Here is a 26,187-nt window from a genome sequence, read left to right on the forward strand (position 1 = left end):
AAATTGTATTACACGGCACGACCAGATAAGCGAGTCTTTACACAGTCACATTTTCCTTGGATTCAATCTCAACCTCACTGGGAGCAGCAGACTGCTTTGCCTGTTTCAATGTGCTGGGTCGTAACAAATTCAGCCCCCATGCTTTGGCGTCCATCGTCAGACTGAACAGCGTGGGAACCAGAATCAGTGTAAACAAAGTAGACACGATTAATCCTCCCAGCACCACACTTCCCAGCCCACGATAGAGTTCACTTCCGGAACCGGGAAACAATACCAGTGGCAACAGCCCCAACACAGTTGTGGTCGTCGTCATAAAGATCGGACGAATTCGAGTCCGGATACTTTCCAGAATCGCTTCCCGGGGAGTCATACCATCATCGTTAATATGATTCAGAGACTGGTGGATAATCAGAATCGGATTATTCACTACAGTTCCGATCAGGATCACAAAGCCCAGCATGGTGAGCACATCCAGTGTCTGGAGCATAAAGAGATTCAAAATACTGAGCCCTAGAATTCCACCGACCGCGCCGAGGGGCACACTGAAAATAATAACCAGCGGATACAGCCACGACTCGAACAATGCCGCCATCAACAGGTAGGTAATCATCAACGCCAGCAGTACATTAAACTGCAAAGCCGCCCAGGTATCGCGCAGCTTGTCTGCTGTACCGGAAAGCATAATCCGGTAACCGCCGTCTAGTTGACCACTGTCCCGCATGGGCTGTACGATTTTGTCCTGGATCTGCTGCATCGCATCTTCCAGCGCCATCGCTTCAGGAGGTGAGACTTCAATCGTAATCGCCCGCTGGCGTTCACGATGATTCACCTGTTCTGGCCCGCTGGCAATCTCGATATTTGCCAAAGCTTCCAGGGGAACGAGTTGACCAATGGGAGTCGCGACTGATATGGCTTTTACGTCTTGGGTGTTCTGAATATGACGCGATTCTCCGACAATCGATAAGTCAATTTTATCGCCCCCCAAATAATAATCACCGGCAAAAGCGCCGTCGATTAAAGCATTAGCCATATAACCCAGGTCGGCACTGCTCACGCCCATTTCGGCTGCCTGCACCAGTTTTGGTTTAATATGCACTTCAGGGCTGGAAAGGTCCAGACTGGGTACAGGACGCACCTGAGCATCGGGGATGATCCCCTCAAGGATTACTTTTTCCTTATCCCGAATCCCCTTGACTTTAACCAGAATCTGAGTTCCCATTCCGACCAGTTTTTCAAGGTCAGGACCAATGATTTCCACTTCCACAGTTCGTCCACCAGTCAGCCCCTGTTCGAACAGACTTGACTGTTTCGCCACGGCAAATGTTCCTTCAAGCTTTGCTCCAGCCTGCTGGATAAGTGGAATCAATTCACCCACACGCTGTGAATCATGCGCACGAATCCCCATGAAGACCATACGTCCCCGGGCCACGAAAAAGAAATCGCCAATCACGGGATAATCCAGATTTTTAGCTTCTTCACTTTCCGGGTTCATAATATCCCAGTAAGGGCGTAGATCAGATTCAACCGCTTCACCAAGCTCCATCAGTTGGTTCATATTATATCCAGGGGGGGGGAGTAGAATGCAGAATATCAGATTGCGGTTCCCTGTCGGTAGATACTCAACTTTCGGCCAAAGTTGCCAGCTGATACCGAAGGCAGCACCTACCAGAATACCTGTCACCACCAGTCGTCGCAGCAGCCCCTGCTGAATCCAGTGATTGGTACCAACCACTAATTTTACGAACAGAGCGCCCGCCGATTCAATCGGACCGATGATCAACCTGTGGAGTGTACCTTGCCGTCGAGATTCTTCCGGCTCTGGATGATCAACCACGCGCATATCTTCGATATCTTGACCTTCCCGCTTGTGTAACAGGCGGGCCGAAGCGGTCGAGATCAAGGTCATGGAGACCAGCAGCGACAGTCCAACTGCGGCACTGATCGCCAACGCAATATCCTGAAACAGCTGACCTGCTTCTTCCTGGATGAAGACGACTGGTAAAAAGACGGCAATCGTCGTCAGGGTCGAGGCCAGAACTGCACCCCAGACTTCCTGGGTCCCTTTGATCGCTGCCCGGAAGGGTGATTCGCCCAGCGAATAACGACGGAAGATATTTTCCAGAACTACCACCGCATTGTCAACAAGCATCCCGACAGCGAATGCCAGACCAGCCAGACTGATCACATTTAACGAACGTCCCATCAACCCCAGAATGAGAAATGTCCCGATGATACTGGTCGGAATCGCCAGGCCCACCACCACTGCCCCGCGAGCAAACCAGAAGCCGGCACCTATGATTAACGCCAGACAAACAGCGAAAAACCAGGGGGAGATATACACCGCTGCAATTGCAGTGAGGATAATAAACGGCACCACGATCAGCGTGCGAATTCCCAGATGCAAGAATGACATCAATACGATCATGGTCAGGGCGCCACCGATAAAGATATTGTTCTTTACCAGGTCGATCGAAGAATAGATATAATCTGTTTCATCATAAACCTGAACCAGCTGCAGCCCCCGCGGCTTGAGAATATTTTCATCAATATCTTCTGCGGCTTCCCGTAACCCGTCCATGATCTCCAGAACGTTGGCACCCGTTTCTCGGATACAATTCACCGCGATGCTCGATTCACCAAAACGCCGTACCAGGCCATCCGGTTTTTTGTACCCCAGTTTGACTTCCGCTACATCTCTGACATAAACCGGTGCGCTATCACGAATGGCCAGCAGTTGATTTTCGACTTCTTCTTTATTACGAAACTGCCCCAGTGTTCGCACGACCCAACGTCGTTTCCCTTCCCAGAAATCGCCGGCGGAGGTGTCTGCATTTTGACCACGGAGTACTCGACGTACATCCGCGATCGTCAACTGACGTGCCGCAAGTTGTTCCGAATCGACGACGACCTGCAACTCATCTTCCAGTCCTCCCAGCACATTTGACTGGGAAACCCCAGCAACGCGTTCAAAGCGGGCTTCGATTTCATCTTCTGCAAAACGCCGTAATTTGGTGACTTCAATATCTTCTTTGGGCAGAATCTCTCCGCGGACATCGGGATACTCATCCGACAACAGACGGAGACGCAACATCGCCAGTCCGGGATTGGGGGTGTTGCGAATTATCTCCAGACGATCTTTCAATTCGGGATGTTTTTCTGCAAACGCGATAATTTTATCTTCGGACGGGAGACGACTGCTGAGAATAAACCAGGCAATCGGTCGATCCGCGGCATTGGCTGTGCTGATAATCGGCTGATCGGCATCTTCCGGATATTCTGGAACCTGCTGCAGGCGCGAGTTTACCTTGAGCAGCGCTTCATCCATATTGGTACCCACCAGAAATTCCAGCGTGATGGTCCCTTTGGAGTCTGCGCTTTCGGAACTCAACTTGGTTATACCTTCCACACTCTTCAGTTGCTCTTCCTGCTCCAGAACAATTTCGCGCTCGACCTCCTGCGGACTGGCACCTGGCCAGCGTGTTTCAACAGTAATTGTAGGACGCTGAACCTCGGGGGTTAATTGCATCGGCATCCGGATCAGCGCAACCAGACCAAACAGCACCGTTAACAATACACCTACGGTCACCTTAACCGGATTATGGATAATGGCAGTAATCAGATTCATGATGGTTCCTCGTTACCCTTTTGTATTGATGGCTTTGGCCTTGGGTTCCGCGTCGGGAGCCAGGATTTCCGATACAATAACATCCTGACCAGGTCGTAGACGCTCATTCCCACGGATGACAACCTGTTGCCCTGGCATCAGATCTCCTTTTACCTGAATCAGCCGCCCCTCTGACACCCCCACCTGGACCGGAACAACACGGGCTTTCCCCTGCTTCTGTTCCCCTTTCTCATGATCCACAACATAAATCATCGGGGAAGGCCCCCCCAGTACCAATGCATCCTTGGAAACCAGCAATGCCGACTGCTTCGGCCCCGTAGGCAGTACTGCCCGGGCCAGCATTCCTGATTTCAACAGGGGACCATCCTTTGTAATCGTATTTTTGACTCGAACTTTGACAGGAAACGTCCGGGCACGGACATCTGCCTGTGGAACAATCAGTGCCACTTCGCCCGTAAAGACCTGATCAGGAATGGCAGGAATTTCCACTCTGACTTCCATACCCAAGCGGACATGAGGAATATGGTTTTCGAGTACCTGCACGTTGATATCCACCTGATCCAAAGCGATGACTTCGGCAACAAGTTCTCCGGAATTGACCCACTGACCGACTTCCGTGTGTTCGGCAACGACATAACCATTGAAGGGAGTGATGATCGTATGCTTGACCACCTTGCTTTCGAGTTCGTCAACAAGTGCTTGCTGGATTGCAACACGGGCACGTGCCTGGTCAATTTTCTCTTTTCGGGGCCCCTCGACGGCCAGTTGATAAGCGGCCTGCGCTTCTTCATACAATTCATCAGCACGAATGGATTCAGAGACGACAGACTGAATATCATCGTCGTTGACGGCTTTGCGGGCGTAGAGAGATTCCAGTCGCTTGCGGCGTTTGGTCTGGTACTCACTTTCCGCTCGGGCCGCCATCATCAGTGCTTTGGCACGCTTAATTTCATCTGGACGCGACCCGTTCTCCAGCTCTTCCAACTCATGTTGGCGCAGTTTCAGCTCAGCTTTTTCTGCATCCACTTCAAGATTGATTGTATTAGTCAACAGTTGGGCCAGCGGCTGTTTTGCTTTGACGTAATCTCCTTCATTGACAGGAAACTCCGCTACACGTCCGCCGACCGCGCTGCCGATCACACTCCGTTTGATAGGATGGACCGTGCCGACAAAGGTCTGCCCCGCAGCGACATCCTTTTGAACAATCTCTGCCACAGCGACAGGAGCAGGCCCCCGTTGTGCCTGAAGTGGTTTTACTGCCATGACCGTCATGCAAATCACTACAGCAAGACTGGTTGCTATTCTCATTTGATTCCTCAACGTTTTATCAAGTTTGTTGAATCTGCCTGAAGGAAGAATTTTTGTGTTTCAGGAACTTTCAAGTTCGGTTACCTGGGCTCCCAGGTTTTCCTGGACCTGGGCCAGTAATGATTTCAGTGTCTGTACCTGTTCGGGAGTCATGCCATCGGTTGCTTTCTTCCTGAGACGCTTTAGACAGGCCACCATCTTTGTCCAGACAGGTCTTGCTTCCGGTAGAACATTGATCACCTTGCGACGGCGGTCAGTTGGATCATTTTCGCGTTTGATCCATTCATCGCGTTCCATTCGATCCAGAATGCGCACGAGTGTGGGAGGTTCAATCATCATCCGGTCTGCCAGCTCAACCTGGGAAAGAGGACCTGAATAAACCAGCCAGCCAATCACCTGAAACTGACGGAATGTGATTCCATAGGGAATTAATTCCTGATTCAATGCACCATGATAGAAGTGCGAGGTCATGGTGATCCAGTATCCTACACTTTCTTCAAAGTCATATTGCAGCATCAGTCTCTCCTTGTGAAACGAGAACACCGGATTCATTAGCCTGGCTAATCATTAGCCCTGTTATACTAATGAAATCAACCCTGTGACAAGACCTGATTTCGCGATCTATCCCGCTTTGATGCTTTTATTTAAGCAGCCAGAGGAGATCTAGCGATTTTTCGATAGAGATTTCCAGATTCTTGCTGGAACTAGCAACCCTGAACAAAGAATGATGCCAAAAAACAACAGGAACCAAGGTTCAAAAAGTACTGCCTGATTTAGTTTTTTCCGGGGTAGCTGAGGCGGATTTCAGATTAAGCACACAGCGAAATCCTACATCGGCAGGTGGCGTTCTCATGTTTTCTCCAGTCCGTTTCCAGACTTCCCAGGATTTCTGATTCCCCCGTACCACTCGCATGCTCGGTTCAACAGCTCGTCGGGGTCCCATCCAGTCGCGAACGACACCTGCATCAGATAGAGCCAGAGCTGCCTGATACGCATTTTTCGAGTACCAGTCATCGCACCATTCGCGGGCATTTCCCGCCATATCATAAACCCCATAAGGGCTGCGGTCGCCGGAAAATGTTGCTACGGGGTCAATTTGTCCGGGCTGACGGGTTACCTGCCAGAGTGGTCTGCCACTCCCCCAGGGGTACGTAAAGCCCTGCTCTCCCCGCGCTGCTTTTTCCCATTGCGTCTCTCGTGGAAGCTGCTTATTCATGGAACGAGAATAATTGAGAGCATCCGTGTAGGAAATCCCCATCGCCGGCAAATTCGAGGGTTGAGAATCATTGCCTGCAGGTTCCGGGACTTTCCCTTTCTTTGCAATCATTTCTGAACGCCAGCGACGATATTGCTCCAGCGTCACTTCATGCACGTCGATATAAAAGGCATCCTGATAAACAGAAAACTGAGGTTTGGCATTCGCGTCGCCAGCAACGACTCCCTGTACAGAAACTCCTGCTGGAACCAGCACCATTTCACTATAGTCCAGATCGCAGCGAATTCGGTTGGGAAGCCCCTGCTGTGAATAACCAGCTTCTTTGATCGCAGTAAAGCCCTCCGGCAATTTGAACGAAGGGTCCGGTTGATGCGGCTCGGCTTCTGTACCAGATTTGACGATGGAAAAACTGGATGCGTTCACACCCGCTCCCGCAGGCAACAGAGCTACAAATTCATCTTCAGACTGACCCGCTGGATCCGGTTTCTGAATCTCAAAGTTATGAACGTAATCGACCACTTCGAACAGATCATCCGGATTCCCCTCTGGCACTGTCTGAGTTTTGTTCACAGTTTTTTTTGAAGTTGGTTTGACTCCAGTCGGCTTTAAAGTCGGCGCCCGCATATTAGTAGAAGAGCCAGCGGCCTGACGGGGCGGTTGTGACTGTTGCTTGACCGGATCACTGCCTCCACCGCATCCCACGAGGAACAACAGAGAAAATCCTGCAACAACAGCACAAACTTTTTCATTGAATTGACAATTTCGGATCATGTTAGAGACCAGCCATTTTTGAATAAAGGGTCTGACGGTACTAATGACATCCCAAGTCTATCATAGCGAGTTTATGAAAAACAGTGTTTTTTTATCTCAATAGAATCATTCTGCGACCGATGCAATCAACATGTTTTCAAAATCATCCATCTCCACACAAAGCCGGGCAATGTCGGGATGAGCGAAAACCCGCACTCGTTTCACAAAATCATCAAACTGCTTACGGGCCAGGGTATCGACCACCGGAGACACAACATGCAGCGGTTGATATTTTGCCTCGCGTGAGGAGTAAATTTCGACATTGAATTCCACTTCGCGATGCGTGGGAGGCGCGTCAATCAGAATATCCGTGGAGGCAACCGGTTGATGAAATTTCTTAGTAAGCCGTTTAGCCAGATTCTCACTCCAGCGTACCAGTGATGATACCGGCTGATGTGCAATCAATTCGAAAACCTCAGAAGATTCATAATAACTGAATTCTGCCACGCGCTTATACAACAGTCGCTTCGTACTGAAAACTCCTTCAACCAGACGTTCACATTCCGTTCCGCGCGCTTGCGCACGTAAGACGGTAATCGAATCGGCTTCCGTCAGCTGGAAGTAACTGGAGAGATCCAGATGCGGATACAGATGGTAGAAGGCCCGCGCAAACATAGTACTGGCTGAACGGACGGCATGATGCCAGTACACTTCGCTGAACATGACATAACGGGCAAATACCATCAGTTCGGCTGCCGTTTTTCCTTTAGAGCCGATCGCCAGTCCATCGCCGGCTGCATTGACCATTAACGAGTGAATCAGTCGATTTTTATCAAAATTACGGCCATAGGGAACACCGGCATGCAGGCTGTCCCGATCAAGGTAATCCATCTTGTCGATATCAATGGGACCGGACAGAATCGAACGTACCAGTCGCATTTCCGGTGTGTCGGAACTGGGCACTAAAATATCCAGAACTTCGGCTGGTTCAATTCCCCATTCTGATCGCAGAATCTCTGCCAGTTCACGAGCATCTGAAAGAAACTCTTTAGCAAATGCTTCATGCCGCGGAATCCCCTCCAGCGACATATCTTCAATCAAATGACAGAAAGGCCAGTGCCCCAGATCATGCAGTAAGGCCGCCGCGATCAGAACTTCTGCAGTATGAACATTAATCGTAGCAGTGAAACGCGGGTCTTTCCCTAACTGCCAGAGATACTGCAGCGCATTCTGATACACGCCCAGCGCGTGTTCGAACCGAGTATGAGTTGCCCCCGGGTAAACGAGCGCAGTAAACCCCAGTTGTGTGATATGCGACAGACGGCGAAATTCGGCGGTGTCAACCAGCGCCCGCACTCGTTTGGTAAAAGGTACATCCTGCTGGTAGGGAATTCGCACGAGGCCACTGCCCGACTGCAGACTCGATAACTCTGGGATCTCTACATAAGGATGGTTCATAGGACTTCAACAGTTTTTCCGGTCGCTTAAGCTTAAAGATCAGGCGAGGATTGCAGAGGGATCATTGGGAGCGAAGAGTTCTTCGACGACAGCGGCAATCCGCTCATTATCTTCCTGTGCCCCTTCAGAACAGAGTGCTTCCCACAAAACGTGCCCTGCTTTGATTGCCTGTTGAACCTTCGGGGGTAATTGATCAGTTGAGACAGGTGATTTGAGTCCCTGATTCTTGATCGCTTCAGAAAGTGTATTCGAAATGAGTTCGATCTCATCGACTGATTCAAAATTCACCATTCCCACCAGCAATGGATTAACTCTGCCCTGAATGAGCGAACGTACGTCATCCTGATAGGCGATCAATGGTTTGCCCAGCATCCAGGCCATTGCCGCTTCAGAAACCGCCCCTTCATCCGGCGTACGACCATTCAGGTTCCAGACCATCGCCTCACATTCTATTATCAGCTGATAAACATCGAGTGCAAAGATTGCCTCATGCAGAAACTGAGCAGCAGTCGGCTTGTCCCAGTTCCGTTCCACCAGGACATCCAATATCAGCCGAAACTCCATGCCATCACGGTGGGGCAGGTAAACCGTGTAACCGGACTCCATTAACTGATTGGCGATTGCTGTCATTTCTTCACGTTCACTGCGATTGAACAGCGGACCTGCACAGTAAACGCGAATCGGCTCATCAGAATGTTTCATGGTCTAACCTGTAATGCTTCCCTGCTGAATGAAAACCATTTAGAATGTTGATTGAGAGAGGTCGTGCCGAATATTGTAACAAGAGCCCGTTTTTTTTCACCCGAATCAGATTCTTTTCAGCCTGCTTCTCTAAAAAACTGGAATTTGAATCACCTGTCCTGTCACAATCTGCTGATGTGTACCTGAATCCAGATCGAAATTAATGAACCAGCGTCCTGCCACCAAATCATCTATCGACAGCCGACAGCTTACCTTTGCCCTGCTTTGCATTTTACTGGGCAGTGGTTCTGTCACACTGGCATTACAGACTATTTTCGGCACACAGGACATCGCGACTCTGTATGTGAGTGTCCCGCTCTGGCAGTCACTGCTCCAATCCTGGTCCGGTAAAATCGATCTCGCCAGTCAAACAGCCATCATCCCTTTTTTCCCTTTACTGCTCTATCTACTGATCTCTGCCTGCGGTTTCTGGTTCGCAGGTGCGTTACTGATCTCCAAAATCCATGGTCAACCCCTCACAACCGCGTTGACTGACTGGGGACACCGTGGATTTCGCTGGTGGCTACTACCCGCTGCATGGGAAATACTGCGGATCACGACTTTTATTCTGGGTTGGAACAGTGCCGAAGGGCTTCTGCTGGCAACTTCTCAATTCTGGTTTGCGATCAGTATCGCAGGCTGGATGGCGACTTTCGCAAGCATGATCATTCCTCTCCAGCACAATGATCCGAATCGCGACCCGGCTTTGCAATCTAAGGTATCCATCCCGTTTACCGCCTGGCTGATGATGGGAATTTTCACTTTCATTTTCACCTGGATGAACTGGCAATTGTACAACGGGCTGCTGATTCCGCACGGTGATTCGGCCATGTATGAAGAGCATCTCTGGAATCTTTCTCATGGCAAAGGTTTTCGCAGCTATCTGGATCAGGGACTGTTCTGGGGGGAACACATCCAGTTCATACATCTGTTTTTGCTCCCGCTCTATCTCATCTGGCCATCTCATCTAACCCTGGAACTTTGTGAAACTGTGGCACTGGCTGCAGGAGCGATCCCCCTGTATCGCATGGCAGTTCGACACAGCAGTTCCACCACTGCAGGAAAGGCAATGGTGGCTGCCTACCTCTGCTATTTCCCTCTACAGTTTCTGGATATTGCCATTGACCTGAAAACATTTCGCCCGATTTCCTTCGGTGTTCCAGTCCTTCTGTTTGCGCTGGAAGCCCTGGAGTTAAAACGCTGGAAGACCGCGGCGATCCTTCTCATGCTGACATTAACGGCGAAAGAAGATTTCGCTATTATCCTGGGACCGCTGGGACTCTGGATTGCCTGGCAGCAATGGTGTGAGAGAAAACAACTTCCAGACGAATCAAAACAGAGTTTATTACGTACCGTTGGACCGGGAACAGTCGTGTCTGTCTTCGCGGTTCTCTATCTGCTTTTCGTAGTCAAATACGCGATCCCCTGGTTTCGAAGTGGCGCGCAGGTCCATTATGTTGGCTACTTCAGCAATTTTGGCAGTACACTGGGTGAAGTCATTAAAAATATCCTCTTCAATCCGGGACTGCTGCTGGGCGAACTGTTTCGTCCTGATACCTTGATTTATTTTCTGGCATTACTCGTCCCCCTGGGATTGCTGCCGTTGCTGTCACCCAGTCGAATTCTGGTCGCGCTGCCTCTGTTTAGTCTACTCTGCCTGAATGAAATCGCGCATGATCCGCGACACCACTTCCATGCTCCCATCGTCCCAATTCTCTGCTGGGCGACTGCCTGTGCGATGGGAAACATTCCCAAGCTGTTAGAACGACACGCACCCCGGTTCAAAAAATCTCCCACTTCTGGACAGAATTTTGTCATACACTTTCTCTGGAGTTCGTCCCTCGCAACCGCAGTTTTTTTCAGCATCAGCCCGCTGGGGCTGGTTTTCTGGGATTCCGGTTCCAACTGGTATTGGAAGCGGCTCTATGTTCCGAGTGAGCGCGCAGAACAATTCCCGAAAATACTGGCGCAGATCCCACCTGACAGTCGCGTGGCTTCCACGGATTTTGTTCACCCCCGGTTCACACATTTTGACCGTTCTTATGATTATAGTAACTATCTGCGTAAGGTGAATGAGTACCAGTCGGGTGTCCCCGCTGACACAGATTTTATCGTGATCGATACACAACATCCTTACAGCCAAATTAAAACCCCCGACCAGATCCCCGAATACCATGATCACCCCGGACACTGGGAACTGCTGCCTGATCAGACCGAAGGATATTTCATCATTTTGAAGCGAAAGCCTGAATCGCCATCCTCTCAAAATCAGCCCCCCGTTCGTCCTTGAATTCCTCTTCAGGATGACTAAAATCAGCGCCAATTAACGGGATTTTAGACTATTTCCGAGAGTAGCCCCCGTTTCGAGTGACTTGCGGTGACCGCACAGCTATGGTATGCGGCAAGTCGAACACAAGCGTTCAAAACTAAATCTTCACTCTAGAGTATCCGTCCTGCAGGACAAGAGAATAAGTCATGGCACAACAATACATTATGCAACTGGAAGGCGTCACCAAAGTCTTTGAACAGAAAGAAGTTCTAAAAGACATTTGGCTGTCCTTTTTCCCAGGAGCAAAAATCGGTGTCCTGGGTACCAATGGCGCAGGTAAGAGTACGCTGCTGAAAATCATGGCAGGCGAGGACACCAGCTTCACCGGTGATGCCCGGCCTGCCAAGGGAATCAAAATTGGTTACTTCAAGCAGGAACCCGATTTAAATCCTGATCAGACGGTTGAGGAATGTATTGCCGAAGCGGTCGCAGAGTCTCAGGGAATTCTGGATCGTTACAATGAAGTCAATATGAAGTTTGGCGAGGACCCCAGTCCTGAAGAGATGGAAAAACTGATTGAGGAGCAGGCCACACTGCAGGACCAGATCGATGCCGCCAATCTCTGGGAACTGGACCGAACTCTTGAAATCGCCATGGACGCGATGCGGGTGCCCCCCGGTGATGCCGTGATCGGCACTTTGTCCGGTGGTGAGCAACGCCGCGTTGCCATGTGTAAAATCCTGCTGCAAAATCCGGATCTGTTACTGCTGGACGAACCGACCAACCACCTGGATGCAGAATCAGTCGCCTGGCTCGAACGCTATCTGCATACCTTTCAGGGTACCGTCGTCGCAATTACCCACGATCGCTACTTCCTGGATAACGTCGCCGGCTGGATTCTGGAACTCGAACGCGGGCGGGGCATTCCCTTTGAAGGCAATTATTCATCCTGGCTTGAACAGAAACAGGCACGCCTGGCTGTCGAAGAAAAACAGGAATCAAAGCGACAGAAATTCCTTAAGAAGGAACTCGAATGGGTCCGCATGTCACCCAAAGCCCAGGCAACCAAGAACAAAGCCCGCGTGCAACGCTATGAAGAACTCGCCGCGGAAGATTATGCGAATCGGGACGATGCATCAGATATTCAAATTCCGATTTCTCGACCGCTGGGCAGTCGGGTACTCGTCGCAGAAAATTTGACCAAAGGTTTTGGTGACAAACTGTTATTTGAAAATTTCAGTTTTGAATTACCCCGTGGCGGAATCGTCGGAGTGATCGGCCCGAACGGAGCCGGTAAAACAACACTCTTTAAAATGATCATGGGACAGGAAGAGCCTGACAGCGGCAAACTGGAGTTAGGGGAAACCGTAGAACTATCGTATGTCGATCAGAGCCGCGATTCTTTGAACCCGAAAAAAACTGTCTACGAGGAAATTTCTCAGGGACACGAACATCTGGTCGTAGGAAAATCGAGTATTCATGCCCGTACCTACGTAGGTCGTTTTAACTTCAAAGGCCCGGATCAGCAGAAACTGGTTGGTGAACTGTCTGGTGGAGAACGTAACCGGGTCCACATGGCAAAGCTTCTGAGGGCTGGTGGAAACCTGCTGTTACTGGACGAACCGACCAACGATCTTGATGTCGATACCCTGCGATCCCTCGAAGAAGGCCTCGAGCATTATACCGGCTGTGCCCTGGTTGTCAGCCACGACCGCTGGTTCCTGGATCGACTGGCGACACATATCATTGCCTTCGAAGGAGACAGCCAGGTTCGCTGGTTTGAAGGCAACTACAAGATGTACGAAGCCAAGCGGCATGAAGAACTCGGGAAAGATGCAGACTCGCCACACCGACTTCAGTTCAAACCACTTTCACGTTAATTCTCATTCAGATCACAATAGAGATCAAAGAGGGGACTTTCAAAGTCCCCTCTTTTTTTTATCGTCGTCCCTGGCGAACTCGACTCAATACGGGACGTGTATCTGAATTCACATTGGAATCAGGAAATGATTTCGCTTTCTGAGCGGCCAGTTTATGCGATTCAATCCTGGCAACTTCCACAACTTTTTTTGCTGCAATCAACTGCGCAGGTGTAAAAAACGGAACACCACCACCAACGATCTGATGTTTCTTTTTGCTGGCGAGTTCCTGCCAGCCCAGATGACTACTCAGATGCCAGGCGATGGCCTGCACCATTTCGAGATCATCATGTTTCGGATTAAACTTCTGCAGTACTAACACGAGCGCCTGATCCTGCACCTGGGATTCGATCGGCCTTAATTCGTAAGTTTTTAAACTGGAGGGACAAGGTTTACCATGTTCCAGACAAACTGAACTGAGTTTTAATTTCACCGTTTTTTCGGGGGGAATCGTAAACAACCCGTTGAAGTCAATTTTCTGATTATTTCCGACAGGATTCAGGTTGCCACCCACAGCCTGACTGTCTCCAACCTGGGTCTGCTGACCTCCCTGCAATCCCTGCAACAGTCCCGGATTTGGCCCCGCCTGAGCCAGTATATGAACCGAAGAAACGGCAGCAGGAACTTTGACCGTGAGAGGCGCCGTCGTCAGATTCGAAATGTAGACGGAAGAACTGTATGCACTCATCGGATACACGCGGGCTCCCAGTTGCTGTTTTTCAATCCCCTCAAACAACTCCACCTGGGGTGCATCCGATTTGAGACTCAATGTTGTCATAACACTCTTTTTGGGAGTGCCATTGACAGGTGCAATAGATGTACCACACAACAGCAGCACAATCCCCAGAACAGTTGGCAATTGTATTCGTTTGACCATTTTCAGCTCCTGTCTACCGCGTCACTCGAATGGCGACATGGCAATAGTGTTCAATGCGAACGCATTTTTAGAACGCATATGTACAAGGCCTGCACACAAGAAACGTGTATGCCTCGTCAAGCGCGATGAATATGAATAGTGATTTGAACGCGACTTAAAATCTGACACGTAAACTGAACGACGATCACTTTACAGAACTTTGTAAGTCTGTGATATTGAGCAGATGTTATGCGAAATTAAGAATTGAAAGTTAAAAAAAGACAGGCTGCTCGGTCTCTCAACAATAACGATTTGTCTTGATGATTTCAAATTTTTTTTCATAAATCTTATTTCATTTCGATTTGGAACAAATCTTATGAGAGACTCAAACCGAACTGTACGCTGGGGAATCTTGGGTACAGCTCGTATCGCAGAGAAAATTAGCGTTGCCATTCACCAAGCAGAAAATGCAGAATTAACCTGTGTCGCCAGCCGCAATCCTGTGAAAGCAGCAGACTGGGCAAAGAAACATCGAGTGAAGCGCAGTGTCGGCAGCTATGAAGCCCTGCTGCATGACCCCGAAATTGACGCTGTCTATATTCCCCTTCCCCCTTCACTACACGGCGAGTGGACTGTCCGCGCTGCAAAAGCCGGTAAACACGTGCTTTGTGAAAAACCACTGGCACTGAATGTGAACCAGGCACGCGAAATGAGACGTGTTTGTCTGGAAAATCAAGTGCAACTGATGGACGGGGTAATGTGGTATCATCATCCGCGCGCGAAACAGATCCTCGATCTCATTCGCAGTGATACTCTGGGAGAACACCGTCGCCTGACATCCGCGTTCACCTTCTGCTGGGAAACGATCCCGGAAAATGATCTCCGATTACAGCGAAATCTCGGAGGCGGCTCTCTGGGCGACCTGGGATGGTATTGCATCGGTGCCAGTCTGTGGGCATTCAATGAACTGCCACAAAAAGTTTTTGGAACAGCGCGACCTTATCACGATGTGGACTTCAACTTTTCTGGAATCATGTGGTTCAGCAAAGATCGCATCGCATCCTTTGACTGCGGCTTTGACGTCAGCATGCGAAAATGGTTCGAACTGGCCGGTACGAAAGGCTCCCTGGTCTGCGACGATTTCGCGCGCCCCTGGGAAAACAGGAAACCACAATTTCATGTCACTGATTCCTACGGGAATTCCACGAAGTATGAAACTGAGAACCCATTGCAGGAAACCTGCATGATCAACCATTTCTGCAAGATCATTCGCTCGGGGCATTTGGAACAGCAATGGCCCGATCTGGGGATTAACACACAACGCGTGCTGAATGCTCTGGACTATTCGGCGCGCACAGAAACCGTTGTGAGCCTTGCTGATTTCTTCCCGGCATAAGCGCATAAAAAAAGGCACTCTCACCAGTACGATGAGAGTGCCTGAGGTGGAGACCTCCGCCTCGATGCAAGCTTGCTTTCCTGTCGGGAAAGTTGGATGTTTCCGTCAGCCCTTTAAGGCCGACCATCAGTTGTAGTAGCCGTTACCTTCCTGCCGTGGTGAACGGTCGCAGACGATATCGTTCTCGCCATCACAGAAGTCAGCCTGATCATGGAAGCTGCTGCCGTCCGTGCAGGCTTTATGGCCGTGAGCACCCGCAACGTAGTAGCTCTGGTTAATTCGCCCGAAGGCACTCCCGACATCTTCCAGCTCCTGGTTGACGCCGTGGGCCACTTCACTCAGCCCGACAATCATGGCCAGCACGGCGATGGTGGAAATCAGGACCAGCTCGGACGAGACAATAAAGCCAGCCTCGTCGTTCATTAAACGGATCAGCATAGTTTTCATGGTGATGGACTCCAGAAAGAGAATTGGTTCATTTTTGTTTCGGGTATTTCGGAGCCTGCAGGGGTGGTGAAGCCCTGCAGGCGGTCGTCGTCGGAAAGAAAGCACGTTTCGGGGTTGTTGCAGAGTTCAGCGAAAGGATTACTGCACGTCCCATTGACCTGAGCAGAAGTCAGGGCAGTCATTGAATCTGCTGCCATCGGTGCAGGCTTTGTGGCCATGTGCGTTGCTCAGTTTGTAAGACTGGTCGATGCTGGCGAAGGCACTGCCCACATCTTCCAGTTCCTGGTTGACGTTGTTGGCGACTTCAGACAGTCCGACAATCATGGCCAGCACAGCAATGCTGGAAATCAGGACGAGTTCTGCAGAAACAATGAAGCCGGCTTCGTCGTTGATCAGTTGGTTGATAATGTTTTTCATCGTGGTGGTCTCCAAAGTTGTTATGAAAGTTTTGCATCGAGTTGTTTGCGTTTCAAAGTTGATAAAGGGATGTAAAGCAAGCTGAATACCAAAGGGGCCAAACCGTAAATTTTTTTTTACAAACTGTTCAGAACCGGAATCGTAAGTGGTTACTGTAAAGGGAGATAAAAAAAGCAATCCAGGCAGAGTTTTTCTGGCATCACCCTGAAATGGAACGCAGCCGCTTGAGGTAAAAAAACAACACACCTCAAGCCCCCGACCGCAGTTTACACGTAACCCGTTAATTGACATTCAGTTAACGCCAGGGATGCCTCAAAGCAACACGTGGGGAATCGGCAACGTGGGTACCAACGGTCAGCATTGAGCGGCGAAGTGAGTCCGTATATTTCATTCAATTGTCAGAGTCTGATTGAATGAACTGTGGAGAGTGTCGTTTCACCGCAAAAAATCAAAAAAGTGTCTGATATCCACGATTTACTTCCGCTCGTACTCTTGACCTCAGCGGATAACAAGACATAATCTGAGGCACAGGAAGCACGTACCGCTACTGATGGTGACAACTTCACCAAGGTACAGGCTGACTCGCGGGTGTAGCTCAGTGGTAGAGCACCACGTTGCCAACGTGGCTGTCGAGGGTTCAAATCCCTTCACCCGCTCTTTTTTTCGCATGCAGAATCTCAGGGACAGAAACCGAGCCCCCATCTTATTTGAATGCGGGGCTTTTAATACTTTAAGTATTATCACCCAATATGCAACGTCGCAGCTGGCTGCTGCCACTCTCAGATTGAGTGCCGATTTTAGGTAATGCCCCATTGCTGTTTCCAACACATAAGTAAAAGAAAAGGATTGGACCGTGTCTGACGAACTCGCAACAACAGAAGAAACCGTCTCAGCGGATGGCGAGTACAAGATGTCCGTGACCGCCAAAATCGATGAGGTTGGTCCCTGTAAGAAACATGTAACCGTAACGGTTCCCCGCAATGATATTGAGCATTTTTACTCTGAGTCTGTCTCTGAGTTAGGTGGTCAGGCGACGGTCCCCGGTTTCCGTGTAGGCCATGTGCCCACCAAGCTGATTGAAAAACGCTTTCGTCAGGAACTTTCTGACCAGGTTAAGCAACGCGTCTTAATGGAAAGCCTGGAACTGATCGCGGAAGATAACGATCTTGATCCGATCAATGAGCCTACAATTGATATTGAGAGTCTGGAAATCCCTGAAGATGGCGAATTTACATTCGAATTCGAAGTGGAAGTTCGCCCCAATTTCAAACTTCCGGAATACAAGGGTCTGAAACTGGAACGTCCTGCACGTGAGATCGCTGATAAAGACGTTGACGAATACCTGACTCGCTTTCTGGGCCAATACGGCGAAATGGAAGAGCGCAAAGGTGCCGCAGAAAAAGAAGACTACCTCGAACTATCCATCAAATTTGAACACGATGGCAAGTACCTCAGCGAAATCGCCGAACTGGTTGTTCCACTGCGTCCTGTATTACGTCTGCAAGATGCCGAAATCACTAACTTTGGTGAGCTGATGGCAGACGTCAAGACCGGCGACACCCGCGAAACGGAAGTGGAAGTTTCCGGCGAAGCAGATCAGATCGAGATGCGAGGCGAAAAAGTCAAAGCCCTGTTTACCGTTAAGAGTGTTAAGTACATTCAGACTCCGGAAATCAACGAAGAATTACTGGAACGGATTGGTGCCAACTCCGAAGAAGAGCTGCGGGAAGAAGTCAAGAATATTCTTGAACGCCAGCTGACTTACGAACAACGTCAGTCAACCCGTTCTCAGGTTCTGGACAAGATCACAGAATCTGCCGACTGGGATCTGCCGGAAACCCTCGTTGCCAAGCAGGTTGAAAACGCACTGCGTCGTGAAATCCTGGAAATGCAGCAGGCTGGATTTTCCCGCCAGGACATCCAGGCTCGCGAAAATGAATTGCGACAGAAAGCCATTTCTTCAACCCGTCAGGCTCTGAAAGAACATTTTGTACTCGACAAAATTGCGACCACAGAAAACCTGGAAGTACAGCCTTCTGAAATTGACATGGAAATTTACTACATGGCAATGCAGCAGGGTGAGAGCCCACGTCGGATTCGGGCCCGCATGGTCAAATCCGGTATGATCGAAAATCTGGAAGCACAGCTGCGTGAGCGTAAAGCCGTCGATGTCATTCTGGAAAAAGCAGAATACACCGACACCGAAATGAAACCACAGGAAGAAAATAAGATCTCCGCTGTGGCACGTGCGGTCTGCCCGAGCTTTGCCGGATCTGCTGCAGAAGAAGAAACTGAAGAAGCAGACGAAGAATAATTTCTTCGCCAGTTTTCTAAAAATTGATTTTATCGAAGCGACACTGTTAACTCAGTGTCGCTTTTTTTTATTGCTCCTGAATCTGCCTCGGTTTCTGCTCCATGAATCTGGTTGAGCCCCCAATTAAAGCAATCAGCCTATCCGAACGAACAGAATGTATTAAAATGACTATCTGACCTTGGAAATACAGATTTATTATGCATCACAGGTATCAACCGGAAATGCCCCTTTCTGAATTATGTGAGTCTACCCACACCAGCCCCCCCCTCATTTTACTTGGGGCAAGTAATCTGACTCGCGATTTCCCGCTCATCCTGCGACTGCTGCAATCTTCAATGCCTTCCCCACTGGATATCTACACGGCGATGGGACATGGGCGATCATATGGAAACTGGAGTCGTGTTCTTTACCGTGCTTTACCCGGTATCGCCCGCTGTGAACTCTGGGACGCATTCCCGCCCGCACTCACCGGCAATACCACTCCTCGGGCATTATTAACTGACATTGGCAACGATCTGATTTACGGCCAATCTACTGAAACAATTCTGGGTTGGGTTGAACAGAGTATTCAACGGCTAAAGCAACATCAGGCACAGATCACAATCACCCTGTTGCCGGAAGCGAGTCTCGCGCGGCTGTCCACCTGGCGTTTCGAACTGACGCGGCGTTTGTTTTTCCCCAACAATCCTGCATCACTAAGTGATCTGACAGGTAAAGTCCGAGATTTGAACCAGAGTCTGTTGGCACTTGCAGACCAGGACCAGATCTCAGTCGTAGCAGCCCCACTGGAATGGTATGGATTCGATCCGATCCATTATCGCTATTCTCAGCGAGTCAGTCTCTGGAAAACCATTCTCTCCCATTGGGATCTGCCTGAATTGAGTAGGATGACCGCCCATAACCACTGGCTCGACTCATTCTATGCGATTTCACAGTTAACCCCCTCTACCAGCCGACACTGGGGAAAACTGCGTCACAACCCCCAACCAGTTCGCATTTTGAATGAGGGGACACGGATTTCTGTTTTTTAATGCACGATTGTGAGCAACCACTCCTGCCAGCGATATTAATCCATAGTTTCAGCAGAATGAATTGATATTCGAAAGCAGTCTGGAATGACCTAATCTGTTTTCACTCTGGTAGTTAGTAAAACAAAGTTGATAATTTTCAGACAAAAACAGAGATAGAAAGTGATATATTGGAAATACTGACGCCTGTTTAAATATGTATCGCTTCGATTATTCCTGACGCTCATCAACTTTAGAAAGCAGCAGTATGGCTGGTATCGCCTACATTGGCATCTTTATCGGTTTGATGATCGTCCTGCTAATCATCACCATAGTAGGGCATGGTATCTGGGTCTTTGTCGCCACACTCATCAGAGCCTCTTCAGTCCTTAATTCTATAAGTGATGAAGCCAGGATAACACCATCTACAGAAAGCCCTCTCGAAAATACATTCAATCAAGACCGACAGATTGCACAACGTTATCTGCGACGCCTGTATTACGAAGGGAAAATACCCGAGCAGGAATTTCAGAAATTACTCCAATACACGACCGAAGAATTCATTTCCCCGCCCCCACTTCAGCCAGTCGAAGCACCTCAACAGACTGATTCCGTATCCAAAACCAAGACCGAAGCCCCTGCTCCCGCTCCTGTTGAACCAGACACCACACCTGCAGAAATCTCTGATTTCCTGGATGAGAGTGATTTTCTGGAAGAATCAACCATCCAGTCCCGACCGGAAAAATTCACTGCCCCGACAGCGGAGTCGCATCAGCCTAGTGGTATTTCTGAACCGCCGACAGAAAAAAGAGCCATTGGTTCTCTGTTGAACGCGTTCATGGAAGACAAAAACATTCGCTGGGGAGAACTGGTCAGTGGTCTGCTGATAGTAGGTAGTGCCATCGGTCTGGTCGTCAGCCTGTGGTCGACACTTAAAAATCAGATTCCCTATCTGCCGGCGTTACTCTTCCTGCTGGCAACGGCTGCCATTCATGGCGCAGGCCTGTATACATTCAAACGCTGGAAACTGGAATCAACGAGTCGCGGCCTGTTGTTAATAACCGTACTGCTCGTTCCGCTCAACTTTCTGGCCGGGATTCGCCTCTCGGATCATCGACCGGCAACAGACCCGCTTTTTATTCTGGCAATTGGTATCGGCTTTGCCGCGTTCGGCTGGATGGTCAGTTCCGCCAGTCGCATCCTCGTCAGTTTTGGTCGACTGCCTTTACTGGCGATGGTACTGGGAACATCGGCAGGACAGTTGATTATTTCGCGCGTTGCTTCCAGCAATCCTTCATTTCTGCAGACTAATCTACTAGCGCTCCTGCCTGCAGGATGTTTTATTATCGGCATGGCCCTGATCCTCAAGCAGACGTTGAAGTGGGAGGAGGTTACAGATTCCCGAGCTAGAGAACTGGTCACACTCGGAGGTCTGGCTGTGTTCGCCGTACTGGCCCCCTGCTGGCTGCTGGTCTGGAATACGACGAACCGCCTCGAAACGTTTTCCTGCCTGACCCCGCTGTTCAGCCTGATGGAAATTCTGCTGCTGGGCCTGGGTCTGGTCCTGCATCATAGAAAAAATGGAGACGAGACTCCCCACTGGGCGTTGACCGGCTCTTCAATCGCCATCCTTGCTGGTTTGATGATCCTGATCAATTTTGCGATCTCCTGGCCACGAGTTGACATCCTGATTGTACTGGGTATCGTCAATTGCATCAGCCTGTCGATTCTGGCCATTCAGGCTCGCTTCGCGCTCTGCCACATCCCTGCCTTGATTTCCGCAGCCATTGCCGGTCTGCTGGGTTTTCATCTTCTCACTGGCACCATCGCCTGGGAGGGAACCACACAGTCTGCATTGATCGAATCGCTACTACTGGGACGCAGCTCCATTGTATTTGCCGTCTTTACCATTCTGACGACTTCAGGAGCGTTATTTCTGAGACAAACGGGAAAACAGGAAGATGCCCGTTACTTCCTGTACACAGCGGGCTGTTTTTCAATCCTCTCGACAGTAATCGCGGCCTACGCCGGATTTGTTACGCAGACCGATTTAAACTGGACCACGCTCGCGTTACTGATGAATACGATTTTCTGCCTGCTGGCCAACTGGTACGTTAGAAAAATGTCTCTCTCCGGAATTGCTTCTTTCCTCGGCTTCCTGACTTTGCAGCATGCACTCTGTCTCAACAGCACTATTCGAGACGGACTTTCCCACATTAAACTTTTGCCTGATGGCCCCTTTGTCTGGGGCTGTTTCATCCATGCTACGACAGGCCTGCTGTTTCTGATGGGACTGCATTTCTGGTGTCGGAGCAGAAACCCCACTCAACCCGCCTGGTCTCTGATTCCAGTGAAGTCAAATCACTTTACCAGACCGATGATTGTGGGATCAGTATGTACATCGCTGCTCATGATACCTTACGTACTGCTACAGAACCTGTCTGCTGAAATGCACGCCTTTTATTCGTTCTGGCTGATGCTCATCTGGATTTCAGTAGCACTGATTCTAAAATCCGATCGCTGGTTTCTGTGTTCGCAGTTCGCAGGAACAGCCGGCAGTCTGTATTCTGCAACAGCCATCGGTATGCGATACCGCCTCTGGGAAGGCGATGGTTTTGAGCATCCCCGTTACTGGCTGATTCACATCCTGGCCGTCGTGATCTGGATTCTGGTGGGATCAGCGATCCATTCGAAAAAGTATTCCCGCAATATGCTGGGAGCACTCTCACGCAGCGCTCGTTTGAACTTGCAGCCGACATTGCTGGCTGGATCAATCATCGCTACGGGCTTCGTTCTTTGCGGCGCCCTGTTCCCGGCAATGCTAACTCAGTTGAAGGATTCCTACGCGATTTCAGCGATACATCGTCTTGCCATTCCTTTTCTGGCAGCATTCTTCATATACATCATGGTATTAATCGGTGTTGTCCTGGCCAGACCAAAACCGCAGCGACTGTACACGCTGCCCGGTTTAATGATGGCACTGCTACTACTGATCATTGTATCCAACATAAACGGCTTCGATCAGTATCTGCCACTCTTCAGCTTTCAGCTTAAATTTGCCTCCGAAGCCTTCAGTTACTGGAGCTGGATCTGCCTCGGTTTGCTGATCGTGGCCTGCCTGCCTTACCTTAACAGTCGCTTCCAGTCAGGGACGGCGCTGGGGGTCCTGTTTATCACCTACCTGATTCCTTTCTTGATCGCCGGATATTTTATTGAACAAAATCGTGCGGCGGATGTTTTGCGGTGGGGCTTAAGTCTGTATTCGCTCGCACTGATGCTGCTGATCATCAATTCGGAATCACTTCTGAATTATCTCAGAGCGAAGGAAATTCAATTACGATATTTGCCTCGACTGCTGGCCGACAAACCGACCTGGCGTAACCTGAGCATCCTGGGTGCCTGCCTGCCACTATTGGTACTCACAACCTTTCAGATTTTTGGCTACTGGCTGGAATTCTCCCGAGATCCGCATAGCGTTGCTTTCTCAGAGCGAATCATTCCCATGCTGGGATTCTGCATGCCCCTGGTGCTCTTGCTGGTTGCCATGATCTGCTATGCGATTCATTTTCGATCAGCTGGCTGGATGCAGATAGGTTCTCATCTCCTGGCGCTGGTTGTGATCACGGGAACCATCATGAGCTTCTCCGAATCGCTGACCGCATTCGAATCTGCTGCCTGGCTTCGAACATCGATCTTAACAGGTCTCGCGTTTTCATTGTATGGTCTCTGCTGGTTGAAACTGGAACCAAAAATCAACGCGGAATTTAAAGCGCATCAAGCACTGTCACCTGTTAACTGGCCTCTGATTCGCATACATGCTATCACCATGCTGTGCCTGATTGTCGGGCCTTATCTGCTCCCATTCCTGATGAACCTGGCAAACCCTCAACCAGAATGGGAAATTTACTTTCCGCAGATTCCGCGAACCGTTATTCTGTCGCTCAGCCTGGCAACCGGGTTCCTCTGGTGGTTTTCGCGACGCTATGCCAGCAGTCTGTTTACTAACGGCATGACTTTCCTCAGTTTTGCTTTGATTGGATTTGTCACAATTCTACTCCGACAGCACTCTGACACGCCTGCCTGGAGAATCAATTTTCTGATGGAAGCGGGGCTGATCCTGGTGGGAAGCTTCCACACTCTCTGCTTCCTGTTGAAACATCGGTTGATCAACCAGACCTCTGATTCACAGTCCAGCGCCAGTCGTCATTTCTACTGGAGTCAGATCCTGGTCGTGACACTGTTTCTGTTCGCGTTTCGGGGCGCCTGGACCGATGCGCTGAGACCGCTGCCTGCCATCACCATTGCCGGCTGTGGAACGCTGGTTTATTTCCTGCTGGGAATCTGTCTTCGCAAAGATTTCTTGAAATATACATCGCTGACAACCGCTTTAATGGGAACATTATTTTTCGTAACTGCTAACTGGAACATCCAGAGCAGTTCTGTCTCTGCGCAACAGGTCTTCGATCTAATCAAATGGCTGACGACGACTGCTGCTATCATTGCTGGTTGCTGGTTATCGATTGACCTTTATCTTCTGAAAAGTTCTGACTCCGAGAGCAAACCTGTCGAACACCCTGCCCTGCAACAGATCATTTCGCGAATTCTGACCTGCGTGATTCTGTTCTATACACTGCTGGTCGCAGTTACGAGAACATTACTCTCGCAGACAGACATCCCCCTGATTCGCGATACTGCAGGCTGGACGACATTACTGGCAGTGACGCTGCTGTTGATCGGTTTGCTCTGGGACCCGAAAAGCCGGTATGCTTTGCAGGGGTTATTTATCATTGGAATCTGTTATATCGGCACGTTTCTCAGTACTGCAACAGAACTACGTCTGCTGGCGCAACACTCGGGGCTGGCTGTTTCCTGTTATGCCTGTTTGATCGGAGTTCTGTGGAGGTTGCGCGGCGTATGGATGCAACTCACACACAACCTCAGAATGCCAGAGCAGCTTCAGCAGTCCTGGCGTTGGTTACCTTCCGCAATCACTGTACTATCTGTATATGCCATTCTGTCTCTTCTCCACAGTGTTCTTCGCTTTGAAGAAGTGAGTCTGCGATGGTGGTCTGTTGTGGGAACACTGATCACAGGCTTTGCTTTTTACGCTTTCAGTGACCACAATGAGTTTTCCCTGAAGTTTAAAAAGCGAACACTGTTGGCAACAGGGATCGGCTTTATCTATGCTGGTTGGGCATTGCTTCCAGTAAAAGATAACTTTTACTGGATCAACCATCTGATTAGACTGCTGGAAGTGGTCGCCATTTTGAGTCTGCTCCTGACAGTGATCCAGGTCCAATGGAAATCTCTCACAGCCGACTGGTCGGAAGCCGTACGAACCAATTCACGCACTTTTTTAACTGCAGCCGGATTCACACTTTTCTCCATTCTGATCACAGAAGTGAGATTTCATTACTATGGAATTTCCCTGCAACTCACCCCAGCCAGAATCGGAGTTGTTTCACTGACGCTGGTTGCTTTGTCCGCGGCTCTTGTTTTAATGGCAGCGATTCCCAAATACGACCCGTTTCAATTAACTCTGAAGCGACGGATGTGGTATGTGTATGCTGCAGAAATCGTATTGGCACTGCTGTTCCTGCATATTTATCTTACCATGCCCGAACTGTTCCGTGGTTACCTGCTCCCTTACTGGCCTTACATCGTCATTGCTATCGCATTCGCAGGTGCAGGAGTGGGAGAATTTTTCGATCGCATCGGATTGAATGTGCTCTCTGAACCGCTGCAGCGAACGGGCACATTTCTTCCCTTACTACCGGCACTCAGTTTCTGGATCCATGCCGTTGCTCATGAGCAGTCACCAATCGCGGGCGACTATTCGATGATCCTGCTGTTGATTGGAATCGTGTATGTCACAATGAGCTTATGGCGAAAGTCGTTTATTTATACCACGCTGGCAGCGCTTGCCGGCAATGGAGCCTTATGGGCTTTCTGGATGGAACAGGGGCAGGTCTTTTCTCATCACCCTCAACTCTGGCTGATTCCTCCTGCCCTCTCTGTATTAATTGCCACGCATCTGAATCGGGACAAATTGAATACAACGCAATTGACTGCCATCCGCTATTTTGCCACGATGTCCATCTATATCAGTTCAACCGGAGACATGTTCATCGCGGGTGTTGCCAACAGTCTGTGGCCTCCCGTGATACTCTGCAGTCTGTCTGTGCTCGGCGTATTCGCCGGAATGATGTTCCGGGTACGTGCATTTCTCTATGCCGGCTCGTCGTTTCTGGTACTCTCGATTGTGAGTATGATCTGGCATGCATCTCAGTCGCTGGGACACGTCTGGCCGTGGTGGGCATTTGGAATCGGCCTGGGGATCTGCATCCTGACTCTGTTCGGGATGTTTGAGAAACGCCGAAATGAAATGCTGGAACTGGTAGGTCAGCTCAAAACATGGGAGCGTTGATCAGCTGCTGTGAATCCCGACGATTCACAGCAGCACG

At 49.8% G+C, this 26,187-nt stretch carries 15 protein-coding genes and 1 tRNA gene; 7 read left to right on the top strand and 9 right to left on the bottom strand.

The window, feature by feature from the left end:
* Window positions 1–37: 37 nt before the first annotated feature.
* The 6 genes from Pan161_RS18130 to Pan161_RS18155 form a co-directional block, all read right to left on the bottom strand.
* A complete protein-coding gene (locus tag Pan161_RS18130) occupies window positions 38–3,625 on the bottom strand; it encodes an efflux RND transporter permease subunit (protein ID WP_145229497.1) in 3,588 nt (1,195 codons plus the stop codon).
* Window positions 3,626–3,637: 12 nt separating this feature from the next.
* The gene (locus Pan161_RS18135; protein WP_232103304.1) at window positions 3,638–4,933 is read right to left on the bottom strand and encodes an efflux RND transporter periplasmic adaptor subunit; all 1,296 of its coding nucleotides are present in this window, start codon (window positions 4,931–4,933) and stop codon (window positions 3,638–3,640) included.
* A gap of 60 nt (window positions 4,934–4,993) precedes the next feature.
* Window positions 4,994–5,449 (bottom strand): MarR family winged helix-turn-helix transcriptional regulator, encoded by a 456-nt coding sequence (locus tag Pan161_RS18140; protein WP_145229499.1) that lies wholly within the window; start codon window positions 5,447–5,449, stop codon window positions 4,994–4,996.
* A 238-nt stretch (window positions 5,450–5,687) separates the two neighbouring features.
* Window positions 5,688–6,920 carry a formylglycine-generating enzyme family protein gene (locus tag Pan161_RS18145; protein WP_145229501.1) on the bottom strand — a complete coding sequence of 411 codons (1,233 nt, stop codon included), beginning with the start codon at window positions 6,918–6,920 and terminating at the stop codon, window positions 5,688–5,690.
* Window positions 6,921–7,025: 105 nt separating this feature from the next.
* Window positions 7,026–8,357, bottom strand: coding sequence for an HD domain-containing protein (locus tag Pan161_RS18150; RefSeq protein ID WP_145229503.1), 1,332 nt, complete (start codon window positions 8,355–8,357; stop codon window positions 7,026–7,028).
* 39 nt (window positions 8,358–8,396) lie between these two features.
* Window positions 8,397–9,059 (bottom strand): nucleoside 2-deoxyribosyltransferase, encoded by a 663-nt coding sequence (locus Pan161_RS18155; RefSeq protein ID WP_145229505.1) that lies wholly within the window; start codon window positions 9,057–9,059, stop codon window positions 8,397–8,399.
* Between the two features lie 202 nt (window positions 9,060–9,261).
* Between Pan161_RS18155 and Pan161_RS18160 the strand changes: the two genes are divergently transcribed.
* Together Pan161_RS18160 and ettA are read left to right on the top strand one after the other, a co-directional pair.
* The gene (locus Pan161_RS18160) at window positions 9,262–11,388 is read left to right on the top strand and encodes a DUF2079 domain-containing protein (RefSeq protein WP_145229507.1); all 2,127 of its coding nucleotides are present in this window, start codon (window positions 9,262–9,264) and stop codon (window positions 11,386–11,388) included.
* 185 nt (window positions 11,389–11,573) lie between these two features.
* Entirely contained in the window at window positions 11,574–13,247 is a 1,674-nt protein-coding gene (gene ettA, locus Pan161_RS18165; RefSeq protein ID WP_145229509.1) for an energy-dependent translational throttle protein EttA, read from the top strand.
* 58 nt (window positions 13,248–13,305) lie between these two features.
* On the opposite strand, the gene Pan161_RS18170 is transcribed toward ettA, so the two are convergent.
* Complete coding sequence (locus Pan161_RS18170) at window positions 13,306–14,163, bottom strand: hypothetical protein (RefSeq protein WP_145229511.1); 858 nt, start codon at window positions 14,161–14,163, stop codon at window positions 13,306–13,308.
* A gap of 355 nt (window positions 14,164–14,518) precedes the next feature.
* Here Pan161_RS18170 and Pan161_RS18175 point away from each other — a divergent pair, with 355 nt between their 5' ends.
* The gene (locus Pan161_RS18175; RefSeq protein ID WP_145229513.1) at window positions 14,519–15,538 is read left to right on the top strand and encodes a Gfo/Idh/MocA family protein; all 1,020 of its coding nucleotides are present in this window, start codon (window positions 14,519–14,521) and stop codon (window positions 15,536–15,538) included.
* Between the two features lie 126 nt (window positions 15,539–15,664).
* Here the strand turns inward: Pan161_RS18175 and Pan161_RS18180 are convergent, their stop codons facing one another.
* The gene (locus Pan161_RS18180) at window positions 15,665–15,985 is read right to left on the bottom strand and encodes a branched-chain amino acid aminotransferase (RefSeq protein WP_145223797.1); all 321 of its coding nucleotides are present in this window, start codon (window positions 15,983–15,985) and stop codon (window positions 15,665–15,667) included.
* A 138-nt stretch (window positions 15,986–16,123) separates the two neighbouring features.
* Complete coding sequence (locus Pan161_RS18185; protein ID WP_002645565.1) at window positions 16,124–16,402, bottom strand: Flp family type IVb pilin; 279 nt, start codon at window positions 16,400–16,402, stop codon at window positions 16,124–16,126.
* A gap of 584 nt (window positions 16,403–16,986) precedes the next feature.
* Between Pan161_RS18185 and Pan161_RS18190 the strand changes: the two genes are divergently transcribed.
* The 4 genes from Pan161_RS18190 to Pan161_RS18205 all read left to right on the top strand — a co-directional run bounded on the left by Pan161_RS18190 (window position 16,987) and on the right by Pan161_RS18205 (window position 26,150).
* Window positions 16,987–17,058, top strand: a tRNA-Gly gene (locus tag Pan161_RS18190).
* Window positions 17,059–17,255: 197 nt separating this feature from the next.
* On the top strand, window positions 17,256–18,716 hold the full coding sequence (gene tig, locus Pan161_RS18195; protein WP_145229515.1) for a trigger factor: 1,461 nt from the start codon (window positions 17,256–17,258) through the stop codon (window positions 18,714–18,716).
* Between the two features lie 221 nt (window positions 18,717–18,937).
* The gene (locus Pan161_RS18200; protein ID WP_145229518.1) at window positions 18,938–19,747 is read left to right on the top strand and encodes an SGNH/GDSL hydrolase family protein; all 810 of its coding nucleotides are present in this window, start codon (window positions 18,938–18,940) and stop codon (window positions 19,745–19,747) included.
* Between the two features lie 244 nt (window positions 19,748–19,991).
* On the top strand, window positions 19,992–26,150 hold the full coding sequence (locus Pan161_RS18205; RefSeq protein ID WP_145229520.1) for a hypothetical protein: 6,159 nt from the start codon (window positions 19,992–19,994) through the stop codon (window positions 26,148–26,150).
* The last annotated feature ends 37 nt before the right edge of the window (window positions 26,151–26,187 follow it).

The sequence above is a fragment of the Gimesia algae genome (genome assembly GCF_007746795.1).
Taxonomy (GTDB): domain Bacteria; phylum Planctomycetota; class Planctomycetia; order Planctomycetales; family Planctomycetaceae; genus Gimesia; species Gimesia algae.